Source organism: Amycolatopsis orientalis, assembly GCF_000943515.2.
GTDB classification, from domain to species: Bacteria; Actinomycetota; Actinomycetes; order Mycobacteriales; family Pseudonocardiaceae; genus Amycolatopsis; species Amycolatopsis orientalis.
In genome coordinates this window covers 5,100,500-5,114,678 of sequence record NZ_CP016174.1, presented here as the reverse complement: position 1 = coordinate 5,114,678, position 14,179 = coordinate 5,100,500, and the positions used below count along the sequence as shown (strand labels likewise).

Below are 14,179 nucleotides of genomic sequence, written 5' to 3'. Positions count from 1 at the left end.
CGCGGACCGCCGGATTTCGGGTTAGTTTCCCTTCATGGCGAAAAGCTCGGCGGTGGAGATCGAGGTCGGTGACCGGACGGTGCGCGTCTCGAACCCGGATCGCGTCTACTTCCCGGCGCGGGGTGAGACCAAGCTCGATCTCGTCCGGTACTACCTCGCGGTCGGCGACGGGATCGTCCGTGCGTTGCGGGAGCGGCCGTGCATGCTGCACCGGTTCCCGTCCGGTGTCTCGGGGGAGAAGGTCCACCAGAAACGCGTCCCGAACGGGGCGCCGGAGTGGCTGCAGACCGTCCGCGTCGACTTCCCGTCCGGCAGGCACGCCTACGAACTCTGCGTCACCCATCCCGCCGACGTGATCTGGGCGGTGCAGATGTCGACGGTCGAGTTCCATCCCTGGAACTCCCGCCGCGCCGACACCGAACGCCCGGACGAGTGGCGGATCGACCTCGACCCGATGCCCGACTGCCCGTTCTCGACCGTGCGGAAGGTCGCCGGCACCGTCCGCGAGATCCTGGACGAACTCGGCATCACCGGCTGGCCGAAGACCTCTGGCGGGCACGGTCTGCACGTCTACGTCCGCATCGAACCCCGGTGGGGTTTCCAGGAGGTACGCCGGGCGGCGCTCGCCTTCGCGCGCGAGGTCGAACGCCGGATGCCCGACGAGGTCACCACCACCTGGTGGCGCAAGGACCGCGATCCCTCGAAACTGTTCGTCGACTACAACCAGAACGCCCGCGACCACACCATCGCGAGCGCGTACTCGGTCCGCGGCGTGCCCGAAGCCGTCGTCTCGACCCCGATCACCTGGGACGAGATCGACGACGTCGAGCCCCGCGACTTCACCATCGCGACCGTGCCCGCGCGCTTCGCCGAACTCGGCGACCTGCACGCGGGCATCGACGACACGAAGTACTCGCTCGACACCCTGCTCGAATGGGCCGATCGCGACGGCCTCGAAGCCGACGCCGACTGATCTCCCGCATCCAGAGGACTAAACGCGGGTGGCCAGGACCGGTGACCTGCTCCCAGAACCCGGCACACCCGGACCACAAGCGCAGCACTGACCACCAGCCCTAACACTCACCGCAGCCTGGAGCCCGTGAAGGCACTCGGTGTGGCTGGCGGCGCGCAAGTGTTACCGCTAGTGAGGGGGGTGTGGATTTAGGGACGTTCAACCTGGATCCACCGGTGGATGCGGGTGTTGATCTCGCCAATGTTGTCGATCTTGTGTTTTCGCTGGTGGCAGGGTGGGGTGCCGGACGTCTCATCCGGTGTGTCCACTGTGGTCCTGGTTGTTGGGGTGGGGGTCAGAGTCTTTGGTGTGTTGCGGTGAAGAGTGCTTGGTAGTGGTGTTGCCAGGGCCAGTTGGCTGGTAGTCGCAGGGTGATGCGGCGGGCGGTGCGGGTGATGCGGGCGGGGATGGTGATGAGATGTCGGCGGAGGGTTGCGGTGCGGGCTTTGGCGTGAAACATGCTGGTGAGGCTGCCGGTGGCGCGGAGCAGGTTGTGGGTGAGGCAGGCCAGGGTGAGCCAGGCCTGGTTGGCGGCGAAGCGGCCGGAGGGGAAGTGGGCGAGGGCGGCGTCGTTGAGGTCGGCGAAGACCTGTTCGATGATCGCGTGTTTGCGGTGGTACTCGTCGGCGGTGTGCAGGTCGAAGCCGGTGTCGGTGAACACGGCGTGGTAGTTCCAGGTGCGGAACAGCTCGCCTTGCTCGGTGGTGGTGAATCTCGGGGTGCGGCGCACGATCAGCCGCGCGGTGGTGATCTGGCCCGGGTTGGTGGTGGCATTGGTGAACGCGGTGTGGACTGTTTCGGCGATCTCCGCGTGCGTGATCCACTCACCGGTCTCGGGGTCGGGGATCGGGTGCCGGTAAGCGACCTGGCCCCAGTCGTCGTCGCCGATAGCGTTGATCGTGGCCATCACCGCCGCGTTTTTCTGGGCGGTGACCGAGAATGAGGCGCCCGTCCGGCGGATCGCGGTGATGATCGGGCCGGTGCAGAACGCTGAATCCGCGCGGACCACGAGCGTCCCGGTCGCGCCGGACCGGCGGGCGAGACCGATCGCCTCGGTGATCATCGACGCCGCTCCGCGGCGGGAATCAGCGTTCCCGCCGCGCAGCCGGGCGGTCAGGATCACCGGCGCGCAGACCGGGGACGACAGGGTGGCGATCAGGTGGTTCAGGCCGCGGATCCCGTTATAGGCGAACCCGCTGCCCTGTTTGCCGTGACCGTAGGTTTCCTTGATCTTGGAATCGATATCGATGAACGCCAGCTGCTCGACGCCGGCCAGCAGCGACGGCACCCGCCCGGCCAGCCGGATCAGAGCCTCGGAGGCGGCCGAGGTGAGCTGACGGACGTGGCCGTGGGTGAACCCGCGCAGCCACGACCCACACGTCGAGGGCGCGCGGAGACCGGTGAACAACCGGCGCATCCCGCCATGCCGGATCACGTCCAGGTCCTCGATTGAGTCCGCGCCGGCGACCATGCCCGCCACGACCGAGAGTGCTTTCGCGTCCGTGTTCGCACCGACCGGGATCCCCAGGTCAACCCGCTGTTCGATCAGGCCGCCCAGGCCGATGTCCTCGGCCAGCCGCAGCACCGGGACCAGCCCCGCGCACGACACGAGACCCGCATCATCGAACCTCACCGACACCGATCCGGCGGTATGAGAAGATCGCATCCAGCAGATGCCCTCTCGCTAGGTGGATTTGTTTCGTCGCAAGAACAATCATCCCAAGCCAGAGGGCATTTGCGCGCCCACGACACGTCAACCCCGCCAACAACACCGGTGGATCCAGGTTCAACGTCCCTAAATCCACACACCCCTCACATCGGTCGCCGTCCACGGACCAGCACCTCTGCGACTTTGCCGGGCCCTGACCTTCCGGGTAAGGAAGGGGCCTTCACGGACCGTGGTCTGGGATTTCGGTAGGGGCTGAAGGGCGCTTTCCCCTCATCTCATGCGAGGAAAGCGCCCTTCGCCGCATGCGATGAGAGGAAAGGCCCCTTCAGCCCCGCACGACCCACGGCCACGAGTGCTGCGCGCCGTCGCGCCCTGCATTTAGAGGACGAAATGCGGGAGGTCGAGGGCGGGGGTTACTTGCCGACGTAGGCCGCCAGGTGCTCGCCGGTGAGCGTCGCACCGGTCGCGACGAGGTCGGACGGAGTGCCCTCGAAGACGATCTTGCCGCCGTCGTGACCGGCTCCGGGGCCGAGGTCGATGATCCAGTCGGCGTGCGCCATGACCGCCTGGTGGTGCTCGATCACGATCACCGACTTCCCGGCGTCGACGAGACGGTCCAGCAGGCCGAGCAGGTTCTCGACGTCGGCCAGGTGCAGACCGGTGGTGGGCTCGTCGAGGACGTAGACACCGCCCTTGTCGCCCATATGCGTCGCGAGCTTCAGCCGCTGCCGTTCACCGCCGGAGAGCGTGGTGAGCGGCTGGCCGAGGCTGAGGTAACCGAGCCCGACGTCGTTGAGCCTGCTGAGGATGGCGTGCGCGGACGGGATGCGTCCCTCACCCTCGCCGAAGAACACCTCGGCCTCCGACACCGGCATCGCGAGCGCCTCGCTGATGTTCTTGCCGCCGAAGGTGTACTCCAGCACCGAAGCCTGGAACCGCTTGCCGTCGCATTCCTCGCAGGTGGTCGCGGTGCCCGCCATGATGCCGAGGTCGGTGTAGATGACGCCGGCGCCGTTGCAGTTCGGACAGGCGCCCTCGGAGTTGGCGCTGAACAGCGCGGGCTTCACCCCGTTGGCCTTGGCGAACGCCTTGCGGATCGGTTCGAGCAGGCCGGTGTAGGTGGCCGGGTTGCTCCGCCGCGAACCGCGGATGGGCGTCTGGTCGACCGAGACCACGCCCTCGGCGGCGGGGATCGAGCCGTGGATCAGCGAACTCTTGCCGGAGCCAGCGACGCCGGTGACGACGCAGAGGACGCCGAGCGGGATGTCGACGTCGACGTTCTGGAGGTTGTGGCGGTCCGCGCCGCGGATCTCCAGTTTGCCGGTGGGGGTTCGGACGCTGTCCTTGAGCGTCGCCCGGTCGTCGAGGTGGCGACCGGTGCTGGTGTCGCTGGCGCGCAGGCCTTCGACGGTGCCCTCGAAGCAGATCGTCCCGCCCGCCGTACCCGCACCGGGCCCGAGGTCGACGACGTGGTCCGCGATGGCGATCGTCTCCGGCTTGTGCTCGACGACCAGTACCGTGTTGCCCTTGTCGCGAAGCTGCAGGAGCAGGTTGTTCATCCGCTGGATGTCGTGCGGGTGCAGGCCGATCGTGGGCTCGTCGAAGACGTAGGTGACGTCGGTGAGAGACGAGCCGAGGTGGCGGATCATCTTGGTGCGCTGCGCCTCGCCGCCGGAGAGCGTGCCCGATGGCCGGTCCAGCGAGAGGTAGCCGAGCCCGATGTCGACGAACGAGTCGAGGGTGTGCAGCAGCTTCTCCAGCAGCGGCGCGACCGACGGCTCCTTGAGCTTGCGGACCCATTCGGCGAGGTCGCTGATCTGCATCGAGCACGCGTCGGCGATGTTGATCCGCTTGATCTTCGACGACCGCGCGGCCTCGCTGAGCCGGGTCCCGTCGCACTCGGGACAGGTGGTGAAGGTGACCGCCCGGTCCACGAACGCGCGGATATGCGGCTGCATCGCCTCCCTGTCCTTGGACAGGAACGACTTCTGGATCGTGGGGAGCAGACCCGAATAGGTCAGGTTGATGCCGTCGATCTTGAGTTTGACCGGTTCCTTGTAGAGCAGATCGTCCAGCTGCCGCTTGGTGTACTTCTTGATCGGCTTGTCGGGGGCGAAGAAGCCGCAGCCGCGAAGGATGCGGCCGAACCAGCCCTCCATGGAGAAGCCGGGGACCGCCAGCGCGCCCTCGTTGAGGGACTTGTTCTCGTCGTACAGCGCGGTGAGGTCGATGTCGTTGACCGTGCCCCGCCCTTCGCAGCGCGCGCACATCCCGCCGGTGATGCTGAATTCGCGCCGTTCCTTCGTGGTCCGGCCGCCCTTCTCGACGGTCACGGCGCCCGCGCCGCTGATCGAGGCGACGTTGAAGGAGAACGCCTGCGGCGAGCCGATATGCGGCTTCCCGATCCGGCTGAAGAGGATGCGCAGCATCGCGTGGGCGTCGGTGGCGGTGCCGACCGTGGAGCGGGGGTCGGCGCCCATCCGCTGCTGGTCCACGATGATCGCGGTGGTCAGGCCGTCGAGGACGTCGACCTCGGGGCGGGCCAGCGTCGGCATGAAGCCCTGCACGAAGGTGCTGTAGGTCTCGTTGATCAGCCGCTGCGATTCGGCCGCGATCGTGTCGAAGACCAGTGAGCTCTTGCCCGAGCCGGAGACACCGGTGAACACCGTCAGTCGCCGCTTCGGCAGCTCGACGGCCACGTCCTTGAGGTTGTTCTCGCGCGCGCCCAGCACGCGGATCAGGTCGTGGCTGTCGGCGGGGTGCTCTTCGGGCTTCTGCGCCTTCGTGGTCCTGCTCATCGTTTCTCCATCTCTGAGGCGCTCCGCCCACGCGGTCACCGGTCGGCCTCACCGGCCTCGATCTAACCAGTTTCGAGCCGTTCATCCTCTTCGTACGTGCGGTCCGTCCGCGACGATGATCACGTTAGGTGAACGGCGGCCGCCGTCGCTTCTCGATTCCTGACCGGCCTCAGACGCTCCAGCCCTCGCTCTTCGTGGCCTTCAGGTAATCCTCGACCGGAGGCCCGACCGGCCTGCCTTCGAACTGCGTCGACAGCACTACCGAAGACCTCAGCTCGCCGTGTTTGCCCAGCCGTTCGAAGAGGCCTTCGAGATGTTCGAGCGACACGGCCCGCACCTTCAGCATGGTGCAGCGGTCACCGCTGAGCCGATGCAGTTCGACCACTTCCGGATAGTCTTCCGACTTGCTGGTGCGCAGCAGGCAACTGCCCAGCGAGCAGCGCATCTCGACGAACGCCTGCAGCTCGTAACCGGTGCGGCGCGCGTCGACCTGCGCGCGATACCCGGTGATGACCCCGGTCTCCTCCAGCCGCCGGACCCGTTCGGCGACCGCGGGCGCGGAGAGGTTGACCCGGCGGCCCAGTTCCTTGAACGAGAGCCGCCCGTCGCTCTGAAGGATCTCGACGAGCCGCCAGTCGAGCTCGTCCAGCGGCCTTTCCGATCGTAAGGTCATCGCGCCCGGATTCCTTTCATGATGCGCCTCGCATCGCCGCGACGCCTTCGTCAGCCTATTCGCCGGGGCGCCCGGATTCCTTAGGTTTGAATCATGAAACCGATGTTCGCGCTCTTCATGGGCGTCGCCTGCCTCAGCACCGCGGTCGTCGGGCTGTCCACCACGGCGGCGCTGATCGTGGTCGAGGATGCCGGTGCCGCCTGGAGCGGGCTGCCGAACGCCGCGCTGGTGCTCGGTTCCGCCGTGGGGTCGCTGACGTCGGGCGCACTGGCCGCCCGCTACGGCAGGCGCCTCGTCCTGGTGCTGATGTACGGCACCGCGGTCGCGGGCGCGCTGATCTCGTTCGCCGGTGCCCTCGCCGGATCCGTACTCGCCCTGGTGGCGGGGATGCCTCTGATCGGCTTCGGCAACAGCGGGGCACAGCTTTCCCGCTATACGGCCGCCGACCTGTCTCCCGAGCATCGCAAGGGTTTCGCATTGTCCACAATGGTCTGGGCGGGGACGGTCGGCGCGATCGCGGGGCCCGCCCTGATCGCACCCGCCGCGGCACGCGCGGAAGCCGCCGATCTGCCTGCCCTGTCCGGTCCGCTCGTGGCGGGCGCGATCGTCGTGGCCATCGCGGTACTCGCCGTCGCCGCCCTGCCGCGCGGTCTCGCCGCCCCGGCGGAACGAGTGCCGAGGCGGGAGCGGATGTCCGTGCGGGATCCGCTGATCCTCGGCCCGCTCGTGGCGATGGTCGGCGCGCAGCTGGCGATGGTGGCGGTGATGACGATGACCCCGGTCCAGCTGCACCGGCACGGTCAGGGGCTGGACGTCGTCGGCTGGGTACTGAGCGCGCATCTGATCGGGATGTTCGCGCTGGCGCCGTTGTCCGGCTGGATCGCCGACCGCTGGGGCGGCCGCGCCACGATCTTCGGCGGGATCGGCACGCTCACCGTCGCGGCCGTGACCGCGATCGGTGCCCCCGATTCGCATCACGTGGGAATCCCGGTCGCGATGTTCCTGCTGGGCTACGGCTGGAACCTGGTGTTCGTCGGCGGCAGCAGCATGCTCAGCCGTGACCTCCCGCCCGCGCAGCGGGCGAGGGCGCAGGGCACGGTCGACGCCTTCGTCTGGGGGACGTCCGCGGCGGCCAGCCTGCTCGCCGGGCAGCTGTTCGACTTGGGCGGATACGTTCTGGTCGCCATCGCCGGCGGACTCTGCGCCCTCGCCCCGCTCGCGGTGCTCGGCCGCCGGGCGCACGTCGCCGCCCCCGGTGAAAAAGCCGGTCTCCGCTGATCTGCGAAACCTCGGCGATGCCGTCATACTGCTTCATTCCGACCACGAACGAGCCCGTGATGACGCAGATCACGTCGGCCACGAATTCGGAGGGTCCTAGGGTGAAGACAGACAAGGTGCGGGAGAAGAGGGGGTGCACGATGAGCGAGTTCGCGGTGAATCTGCGGGACCGGGTACGGCAGGCGAGGGAAGACGTCCGGATCGCCAAGCGGGAATCGGACGAGGACCGTGCGTCCGCCGTCGGCGCCGATCTGGCCAACCTGGAGCGGCTCGCGGCCGAGCACGGCGTCGAACTGCCGGAGCAGGCCTCGGGTGACGCGCGGGCGTGACCCGGGTTCCGCCCGCGTGATCGGCCTTTGACACCCTGGGGCGCGTGACCGAAAGCCTGAACCGGATCCGCGCCTTCCTGGCGGATCGTGAACCGCCGACGCCTTGCCTGGTCGTGGACACCGACCTGGTCGCGGCGCGGACGGCCGCGGTCGCGGCGGTGTTCCCGGACGCCCTGATCCGCTACGCGGTCAAGGCGAATCCCGCTCCCGAGGTGCTCGACGCGGTGTTGTCGGCGGGGGCGGGGTTCGACGTCGCGGGCACGGGCGAGATCGAGCTGTGCCTGTCCCGGGGCGCGGAAGCGGCGGAACTGGCCTACGGCAACACGATCAAGAAGCCGTCGGACATCGCGTTCGCCTATGCGCGCGGGGTTCGTGAATTCACCACGGACTCCGCCGGTGATCTGGCGAATCTGGCCGAGTACGCGCCCGGTTCGCTGGTTTCGATCCGCTTGCTGCTGACCGGTGGCCCGGATTCGGTCACGCCGTTCGGCCACAAGTTCGGTTGTGAGCCTTCCGTGGCCGCCACGCTGCTCCGCCGGGCCGTCGACGCCGGGCTGCGGCCGGGCATCGCGTTCCACGTCGGCTCGCAGCAACCGGATCCGGCCGCCTGGGAGATCGGCGTCGCGACCGCGGCCAAGGTCGCCGCCGACGCGGGTGTGGAGTTGACAAGGCTCAACATCGGCGGCGGGTTCGCCACCGAGCACCGGGAACCCGTGCCGTCCTTGGCGGATTACGCCGCCGTGATCCACGCCGCCCTCGGAGAGCACCTGCCTGGGCCGGGTCCGGAACTCCTGCTCGAACCGGGCCGCGTGATCGTCGCCGACGCCGGGCTCATCCGGACCGAAGTCGTCCTGGTGACCACCCGCGCCGCCACCGACGAACGCCGCTGGGTCTATCTCGACGTCGGCAGGTACAACGGAATGGCCGAGTGCGAGAACGAAGCCGTCGCGTATCGGCTGGAGCCCGTCGGCGTCAAGGGACCGGAAGGGCCGGTGGTCCTCGCGGGGCCGACCTGCGATGGTGACGACGTGCTGTACCAGCGGACGCCCTGTGCCCTGCCGATGTCCCTGCGGGCGGGTGACCTGCTGGACATCCCGGGGACCGGTGCCTACACCGCCAGCTATTCGTCCGTCGCCTTCAACGGAATCGAGCCGTTGCGCACCTACTGTGTGGGGAGGTTCGCCGATGCCGGGTGAAGTGCCACTCGTCGGCCGGTTCGCCGGCCGCCACGTCCTCGCGGAGTTCGAGGGGATCGAACCGGCGCTGCTCGACGATCCCGCATTCCTGAAGAAGACCCTCGCGGACGCGGTGACCGAGGCGGGGGCGACGGTCTGCGAGGTCGTGTCGCATTCCTTCGCCCCGCAGGGGGTCACCGTGCTCGCGCTGCTGGCCGAATCGCACGCGTCCGTGCACACCTACCCGGAGATCGGCGCGGTGTTCGTGGACGTGTTCACCTGCGGGGACCGGGCGGATCCGGAGCGGGCCGTCGCCCTGCTGGCCAAGCTGCTGGGCGCTGGTACCGTCCGGATGTCCACTGTGGAACGAGGAGAGAGCTGATGGCACAGCGGCGGATCGCCGAGCCGATGGGGCCGGGGCTCACCCGGCACTGGGACGTCGAGGAGGTGCTCTTCGAAGGGCGCACCGCGTTCCAGAACGTCCTCATCGGACGGACGGCGCAGGGGATCTCCCTGTTCTGCGACGACGAACGGCAGAGCACCGAACTGAGCCAGCTCGTCTACCACGAGGCGCTGATGATCCCGTCGCTGCTGCTCGCCGACCGGGTCGAGCGGGTGCTGATCATCGGCTCCAGCGAAGGGGTCGCCTCGCACCTCGCGGTCGCCGCGGGGGCCGGGGTGGTCGACCACGTCGACATCGACGCCGAGGCGGTGCGGGCCTGTGCCGAGCACCTTCCCTACGGCTACACGCCCGGCGAGCTGGCCCGTGCCGAGCGCGGGGACGGGAAGGTCCGCGTCCATTACCGCGACGGCTGGGAGTTCCTCGCCGAGGCGCGGGAGCGCGGGGACGCCTACGACGTGGTCGTCATCGACCTGCCGGACGAGAACGATGATCCGGAGGCACAGCACAATCGGTTGTACGGAACCGATTTCCTGACCCGGTGCACGAAGCTGCTCACCCACGGGGGAGTGGTCGGCTGCCAGGCGGGCTGCCCGACATTGTGGCGGAACCAGACGTTGATCTCGTCGTGGCGGCGGTTCACCGAATCGTTCGGTACCGTCCTCTACTACGGTTCGGACGAGCACGAGTGGGCGTTCCTGAGCGGCCGGGCCGACGTGCTCGACGATCCGCGCACCCTCGTCGCGGAGAAGATCGGCAAGGCGGGAATCGGCGAGTCCACTATGGACGAAGACGCGCTGCTGACGAATACCGTGCCGCCGTTTTCTTTGCGACGGCAATAAGAACCTGACCCGTTGTCGCACCGAGATCACCCGGTCGTCGTACCTCGGTGACCACGTGATGAAGGATCGTCCATCTGGTCGTTGCCGGGTGCCCCCATGCGGGCCAGAATCGCTCGGGTGAGTATTCGACGCGCGGTGCGAAGCGCGGATAGGCGACTGAACCTCCGGGACCGGTGATGGCGTTCATGGGGAGGGACGCGGGGGCGGACAGGGAATCCGCGGTCTGCGCGGCGTTCGCGAGTTTGACCGCGAGTGTCGCGGAGGACCAGGGACCGGATCGGGTCGTGGACACGTTGTCCAGTGAATGCGTACGGCTGCTGCCGATCGATTCGGCGGAAGTGTTCCTTCCCGGTCTGAAATCCGAGCGATATCCGGCGGCGGAAGCAGGGCCCGCCCTCGAATCGTTCGAAACCGGGAGTGGTGTCGCCGTCGACGACCTTTCCGCCGAGGTGACCCGCTGGCCCGGCTATGTCGCCAGGATGGCCGGACTCGGCTTTGCCGCGGTTTCCGCGCTCCCGTTGCGGGCGATGGAAGAAACCGTCGGCGCGGTCACCTTTTTGAGTACGGAAACCGCGGTTTTGAGTGCCGAGGACCGACGGCTGGGACAGGCCCTGGCGGACGTCGCGACGCTGTGCCTGATCCAGCAACGGGAACTGCGCCATTACCGGACCCTGTCGGAGCAGTTGCAGACGGCGCTCGACAGCCGGGTGATCATCGAACAGGCGAAGGGCATGCTCGCCGAACGTGCCGGTGTCGGTGTCTCCAAGGCTTTTCAGCGGCTGCGCGCGTTCGCTCGCAGTACGAACCGGAAGCTTTCGGACGTGGCGCACGGGGTCGTCGACGGTACGGTGGACAGCGAGGAATTCCTCCGGTCACGCGGCGGTTGACAACTGCCGAACGGTATCCGGCAGTTGCCGGTAGGGCCGTTGGTCACCGGATCCGGTGACTTGTCCCGCCGAACCCGCGACCGTGCGGCCCTAGGGCGCGAGGACCCCATCGGAAAGGCTTTACGCAGATGAGAGGATGCGTGAAGCCATGGCGTTGCTGGGAAGCCTTCTGGGGAGGAACCGCTCGGTACGCCCGAGCCTGCTTCCGTTGCTGGAGTTGAGGTCGGCTGCCTTGACCCTCCGGTCCGGGTTCGGGCTCGCGCCGACGGGCGTGGGGACGGTCTGCTTCGTCGCCGAGGGTCGTCCCGGAGCGGGGACGGAGGCGGAGATCGTCGCGGGCCTCGCGGGGGACTCCGTCCGCCGCAACGTGATCACCCACGACTCGCACGGGCGGACGATCGTCCGCTGCTGGCGGGAGAACGGGGATCTGGGCTGGCTGCTCGACGATCTCGTCGATGTCAACGACAGGCTGGCCCAGGCGGGCTTCGCGGCCTGGCTGCTGCACACGACGGTCGATTTCGCCGAGCTGAGGGACATGCGCCACCCGAAGCTGTCCATGGTCTACCGCCGGGAGCGCGGCACCTTCTACCCGTACGCGCCGCGCGGGAGCCGCGGCCGCGACCGGGCACTGGAACTCAAGGTCCGCTCGGCGCTGACCCGGACCGTGCCGATGGAGGCCGACATCGGCCGGTGGCGTCCGGTCTGAGGGGCCGCCCGGTCAGCCGGGCGCACCGCTGAGCCAGCCGCGCAGCCGCTGCACGCGCCGGTCCCGCGGGTTCCACCGCGGGAAGTGATACCGGTGCCGGGGCCGCGCGGCGGCGGCGCCCGCCGGGGCCACGCCGTCGAGTCGCCGGACCGTCGTCAAGACGTCGTCGAGCAGGGGCGGGGGCGTTTCGGGCTTCACCGCGACCTTCGGCAGCTTCTCGAGTTCGGCGGAGACGAGCGTCCGGAGGGCGCCGGCGTGCGCGCCGGGACGGCGGCGGGTCTCGCAGATCCTCGTGGTCACGTCCCGGTCACCCTTTCCCTGCCTCGGTCCGGCAATTGCCATCTTCGACGATGCGGTATGGCGGGCCGTTCCGGTCACCGCCGAAGGTAGTGCCATCGAGGGCACAAAGACCCCAGTCGGTCGCCGGATGGGTACGGCGTGTCACGGGTTGGCGTCGAAAGCCCGGGCAAGCCCGCGGTGGTGGGATAATGTCGGCCGGACACGGCCTAGGCGTCTCCCGTTCTGCGAATCCGCCGGACACCGGTCCCGGCGAGACCACGATCGACGGAGAAGGTTGCATGCCGAACCCGAACTCCCCGCGGCCCGTGTCCCCGGCCGCGGCCCCGATCAGGGTGCTCCTCGTCGAAGACCACAAGATGGTGGCCGAGGCACTCGGCGCGGCGTTCGAGGAATTCCCCGAGATCCAGCTGGTGGCTTCGGTGGAGACCCTCGCCCGCGGGATGGCCGCGGCGGCGGAGCAGCTCCCCGACATCGTCCTCCTCGACCGGCGGTTGCCGGACGGCGACGGCATCGAGGCGATCACGCGGCTCCGCGCGATTTCGCCGTCGAGCCGCGTGCTGGTGCTGACGGGTGACGCGAACAGTGCCATCGCCGCGAGGATCCTCGAAGTCGGCGGAGCCGGGCTGCTGCTGAAGTCCGGCCTCCTCGACGAACTGGTCACGGCGATCCGCACCGTCGCCGCCGGCGACGTGATCATCGATCCGGAACTGCTCGGCGGCGCGCTGGCCATGCTGGCCGGGAGTTCCGGTCCGCTCGGGCCGGGGCTGACCCTGCGGGAGCGCCAGGTGCTCGGCCTGATCGCCGAGGGCGCGGGAACCGACCGGATCGCCGAGGAGTTGCGGCTCGCGCGGAATACAGTGCGGAATCACGTGCAGCGGATCCTGGTGAAGACCGGAACCCATTCGAAACTCGAAGCCGTGGCGCACGCACGTAAGAATGGCCTCCTCGAACGGCCGTAGCGCCGGGACGCACTCGGGTGCCAAGCTGCACTATGGCCATGCTGCCATCGGAATCGGCGCCCGATCACCGCAATGCTGTGCTCTTCGAGTTGTTCGTGCACAGCGTCGTCGACTACGCCATATACATGCTGGACGTCGACGGCAAGGTGATCAGCTGGAACGCGGGCGCGGAACGGATCAAGGGATATTCCGAGAAGGAGATCCTCGGCCGTCATTTCTCGGTTTTCTTCACCGAGGAGGACGTCGCCGACGGCAGGCCCACCGCGGAACTGCTGATCGCCGCCGAGATGGGCCGCCACGAGGACGAGGGCTGGCGGGGCCGCCGGGGCGGAAAACGCTTCTGGGCCAACACCGTGCTCACCGCCCTGCGTGACCCCGTCGGCACGCTCGTCGGGTTCGGCAAGGTGACCAGGGACCTCACCGAACGGCAGCGGACGCAGGAGGAAAGGAGCGGGCATCACCAGGCGTTCACGCATTTGGTGCGGGCACAGGAAACCGAACGTCGCCGTATCGCGTGGGATGTTCACGACGATTCCATCCAGTCGATGATCGCGGTGAGCATGCGCCTGCAGATGCTCGCCGCCCAGCGCCGCGATTCCGCTTTGCTGCAACTCGACGACGCGATCCAGGGGGCGATCCGGCGGCTGCGGATCCTGGTCGCCCAATTACGCCCGCCCGCGCTGAACGACGAGGACCTGGTCGCCTCCATCCGCGACTACCTCGACGACGTCGTCCGCGGCTGGGGGCTGGACTGCACGCTGCGGCACGATTTCACCGCCAAGCCGCCGCCGGAACTCGTCGTCACCGCTTTCCGGATCCTCCAGGAGGCGCTGGTGAACGTCCGGAAGCACGCGAACGCCAGCGCCGTCGTGGTCTCGCTGACCGAACAGGACGGCGGGCTGCTGGTGAAGATCGCCGACAACGGCGTCGGGATGAAGCCGGGCGCCGACAGTTCTCCCGAGACGTTGTCGGGTGGGCACATCGGAATGGCGTCGATGCGTGAGCGCGCGGAGGCGGCGCAGGGATGGTTCCAGATTTCCGGCAGGCCGGGGGAAGGCACGTCGGTCGCCTTCTGGATTCCGCTGGCCGCTCCCGCGACCGTGCGGGGATGACGGTCTTCCCCTGGACCTTGGGGACCGAATGAAGGAGGC

14 protein-coding genes are annotated in these 14,179 nt (G+C 68.4%); 10 read left to right on the top strand and 4 right to left on the bottom strand.

Annotated elements, in window-relative coordinates:
- Positions 1–34 precede the first annotated feature (34 nt).
- The gene (ligD, locus tag SD37_RS22355) at positions 35–973 is read left to right on the top strand and encodes a non-homologous end-joining DNA ligase (RefSeq protein ID WP_044852028.1); all 939 of its coding nucleotides are present in this window, start codon (positions 35–37) and stop codon (positions 971–973) included.
- A 334-nt stretch (positions 974–1,307) separates the two neighbouring features.
- Here ligD and SD37_RS22350 read toward each other — a convergent pair whose 3' ends face one another.
- The 3 genes from SD37_RS22350 to SD37_RS22340 all read right to left on the bottom strand — a co-directional run bounded on the left by SD37_RS22350 (position 1,308) and on the right by SD37_RS22340 (position 6,152).
- Positions 1,308–2,645: an IS1380 family transposase gene (locus SD37_RS22350; RefSeq protein ID WP_236725074.1), complete on the bottom strand. Its 1,338-nt coding sequence runs from the start codon at positions 2,643–2,645 to the stop codon at positions 1,308–1,310.
- 449 nt (positions 2,646–3,094) lie between these two features.
- A complete protein-coding gene (locus tag SD37_RS22345) occupies positions 3,095–5,479 on the bottom strand; it encodes an ATP-binding cassette domain-containing protein (protein WP_065912928.1) in 2,385 nt (794 codons plus the stop codon).
- Positions 5,480–5,648: 169 nt separating this feature from the next.
- A complete protein-coding gene (locus SD37_RS22340) occupies positions 5,649–6,152 on the bottom strand; it encodes an Lrp/AsnC family transcriptional regulator (RefSeq protein ID WP_044852017.1) in 504 nt (167 codons plus the stop codon).
- Positions 6,153–6,245: 93 nt separating this feature from the next.
- On the opposite strand from SD37_RS22340, the gene SD37_RS22335 reads away from it, so the two are divergent.
- The 7 genes from SD37_RS22335 to pspAB all read left to right on the top strand — a co-directional run bounded on the left by SD37_RS22335 (position 6,246) and on the right by pspAB (position 11,769).
- Positions 6,246–7,430: an MFS transporter gene (locus SD37_RS22335; protein WP_065912927.1), complete on the top strand. Its 1,185-nt coding sequence runs from the start codon at positions 6,246–6,248 to the stop codon at positions 7,428–7,430.
- Between the two features lie 140 nt (positions 7,431–7,570).
- A complete protein-coding gene (locus SD37_RS22330; RefSeq protein ID WP_037304975.1) occupies positions 7,571–7,759 on the top strand; it encodes a hypothetical protein in 189 nt (62 codons plus the stop codon).
- 44 nt (positions 7,760–7,803) lie between these two features.
- On the top strand, positions 7,804–8,955 hold the full coding sequence (locus SD37_RS22325) for a type III PLP-dependent enzyme (RefSeq protein ID WP_044852019.1): 1,152 nt from the start codon (positions 7,804–7,806) through the stop codon (positions 8,953–8,955).
- A complete protein-coding gene (gene speD / locus SD37_RS22320) occupies positions 8,945–9,316 on the top strand; it encodes an adenosylmethionine decarboxylase (RefSeq protein ID WP_044852020.1) in 372 nt (123 codons plus the stop codon). The genes SD37_RS22325 and speD overlap by 11 nt, the downstream gene beginning before the upstream one ends.
- Positions 9,316–10,176, top strand: coding sequence for a spermidine synthase (locus tag SD37_RS22315; RefSeq protein WP_044852021.1), 861 nt, complete (start codon positions 9,316–9,318; stop codon positions 10,174–10,176). Before speD ends, SD37_RS22315 begins: the two co-directional genes overlap by 1 nt.
- Before the next feature lie 185 nt (positions 10,177–10,361).
- On the top strand, positions 10,362–11,063 hold the full coding sequence (locus SD37_RS22310; RefSeq protein WP_083255297.1) for a GAF and ANTAR domain-containing protein: 702 nt from the start codon (positions 10,362–10,364) through the stop codon (positions 11,061–11,063).
- A 136-nt stretch (positions 11,064–11,199) separates the two neighbouring features.
- Positions 11,200–11,769 carry a PspA-associated protein PspAB gene (gene pspAB / locus SD37_RS22305; RefSeq protein ID WP_418189785.1) on the top strand — a complete coding sequence of 190 codons (570 nt, stop codon included), beginning with the start codon at positions 11,200–11,202 and terminating at the stop codon, positions 11,767–11,769.
- A 12-nt stretch (positions 11,770–11,781) separates the two neighbouring features.
- On the opposite strand, the gene SD37_RS22300 is transcribed toward pspAB, so the two are convergent.
- Positions 11,782–12,069, bottom strand: a complete 288-nt coding sequence (locus SD37_RS22300) for a hypothetical protein (RefSeq protein ID WP_044852023.1) — start codon at positions 12,067–12,069, stop codon at positions 11,782–11,784.
- A 278-nt stretch (positions 12,070–12,347) separates the two neighbouring features.
- Here SD37_RS22300 and SD37_RS22295 point away from each other — a divergent pair, with 278 nt between their 5' ends.
- Both SD37_RS22295 and SD37_RS22290 read left to right on the top strand, forming a co-directional pair.
- Positions 12,348–13,028 (top strand): response regulator, encoded by a 681-nt coding sequence (locus SD37_RS22295; RefSeq protein WP_044852024.1) that lies wholly within the window; start codon positions 12,348–12,350, stop codon positions 13,026–13,028.
- 38 nt (positions 13,029–13,066) lie between these two features.
- Entirely contained in the window at positions 13,067–14,140 is a 1,074-nt protein-coding gene (locus SD37_RS22290; RefSeq protein WP_236725079.1) for a PAS domain-containing sensor histidine kinase, read from the top strand.
- Positions 14,141–14,179: the final 39 nt, after the last annotated feature.

Coding starts and splice junctions, on each gene's coding strand:
- ligD (WP_044852028.1), top strand. CDS start 35: ATGGCGAAAAGCTCGGCGGTGGAGATCGAGGTCGGTGACCGGACGGTG.
- SD37_RS22345 (WP_065912928.1), bottom strand. CDS start 5,479: ATGAGCAGGACCACGAAGGCGCAGAAGCCCGAAGAGCACCCCGCCGAC.
- SD37_RS22340 (WP_044852017.1), bottom strand. CDS start 6,152: ATGACCTTACGATCGGAAAGGCCGCTGGACGAGCTCGACTGGCGGCTC.
- SD37_RS22335 (WP_065912927.1), top strand. CDS start 6,246: ATGAAACCGATGTTCGCGCTCTTCATGGGCGTCGCCTGCCTCAGCACC.
- SD37_RS22330 (WP_037304975.1), top strand. CDS start 7,571: ATGAGCGAGTTCGCGGTGAATCTGCGGGACCGGGTACGGCAGGCGAGG.
- speD (WP_044852020.1), top strand. CDS start 8,945: ATGCCGGGTGAAGTGCCACTCGTCGGCCGGTTCGCCGGCCGCCACGTC.
- SD37_RS22315 (WP_044852021.1), top strand. CDS start 9,316: ATGGCACAGCGGCGGATCGCCGAGCCGATGGGGCCGGGGCTCACCCGG.
- SD37_RS22310 (WP_083255297.1), top strand. CDS start 10,362: ATGGGGAGGGACGCGGGGGCGGACAGGGAATCCGCGGTCTGCGCGGCG.
- pspAB (WP_418189785.1), top strand. CDS start 11,200: ATGCGTGAAGCCATGGCGTTGCTGGGAAGCCTTCTGGGGAGGAACCGC.
- SD37_RS22295 (WP_044852024.1), top strand. CDS start 12,348: ATGCCGAACCCGAACTCCCCGCGGCCCGTGTCCCCGGCCGCGGCCCCG.
- SD37_RS22290 (WP_236725079.1), top strand. CDS start 13,067: ATGCTGCCATCGGAATCGGCGCCCGATCACCGCAATGCTGTGCTCTTC.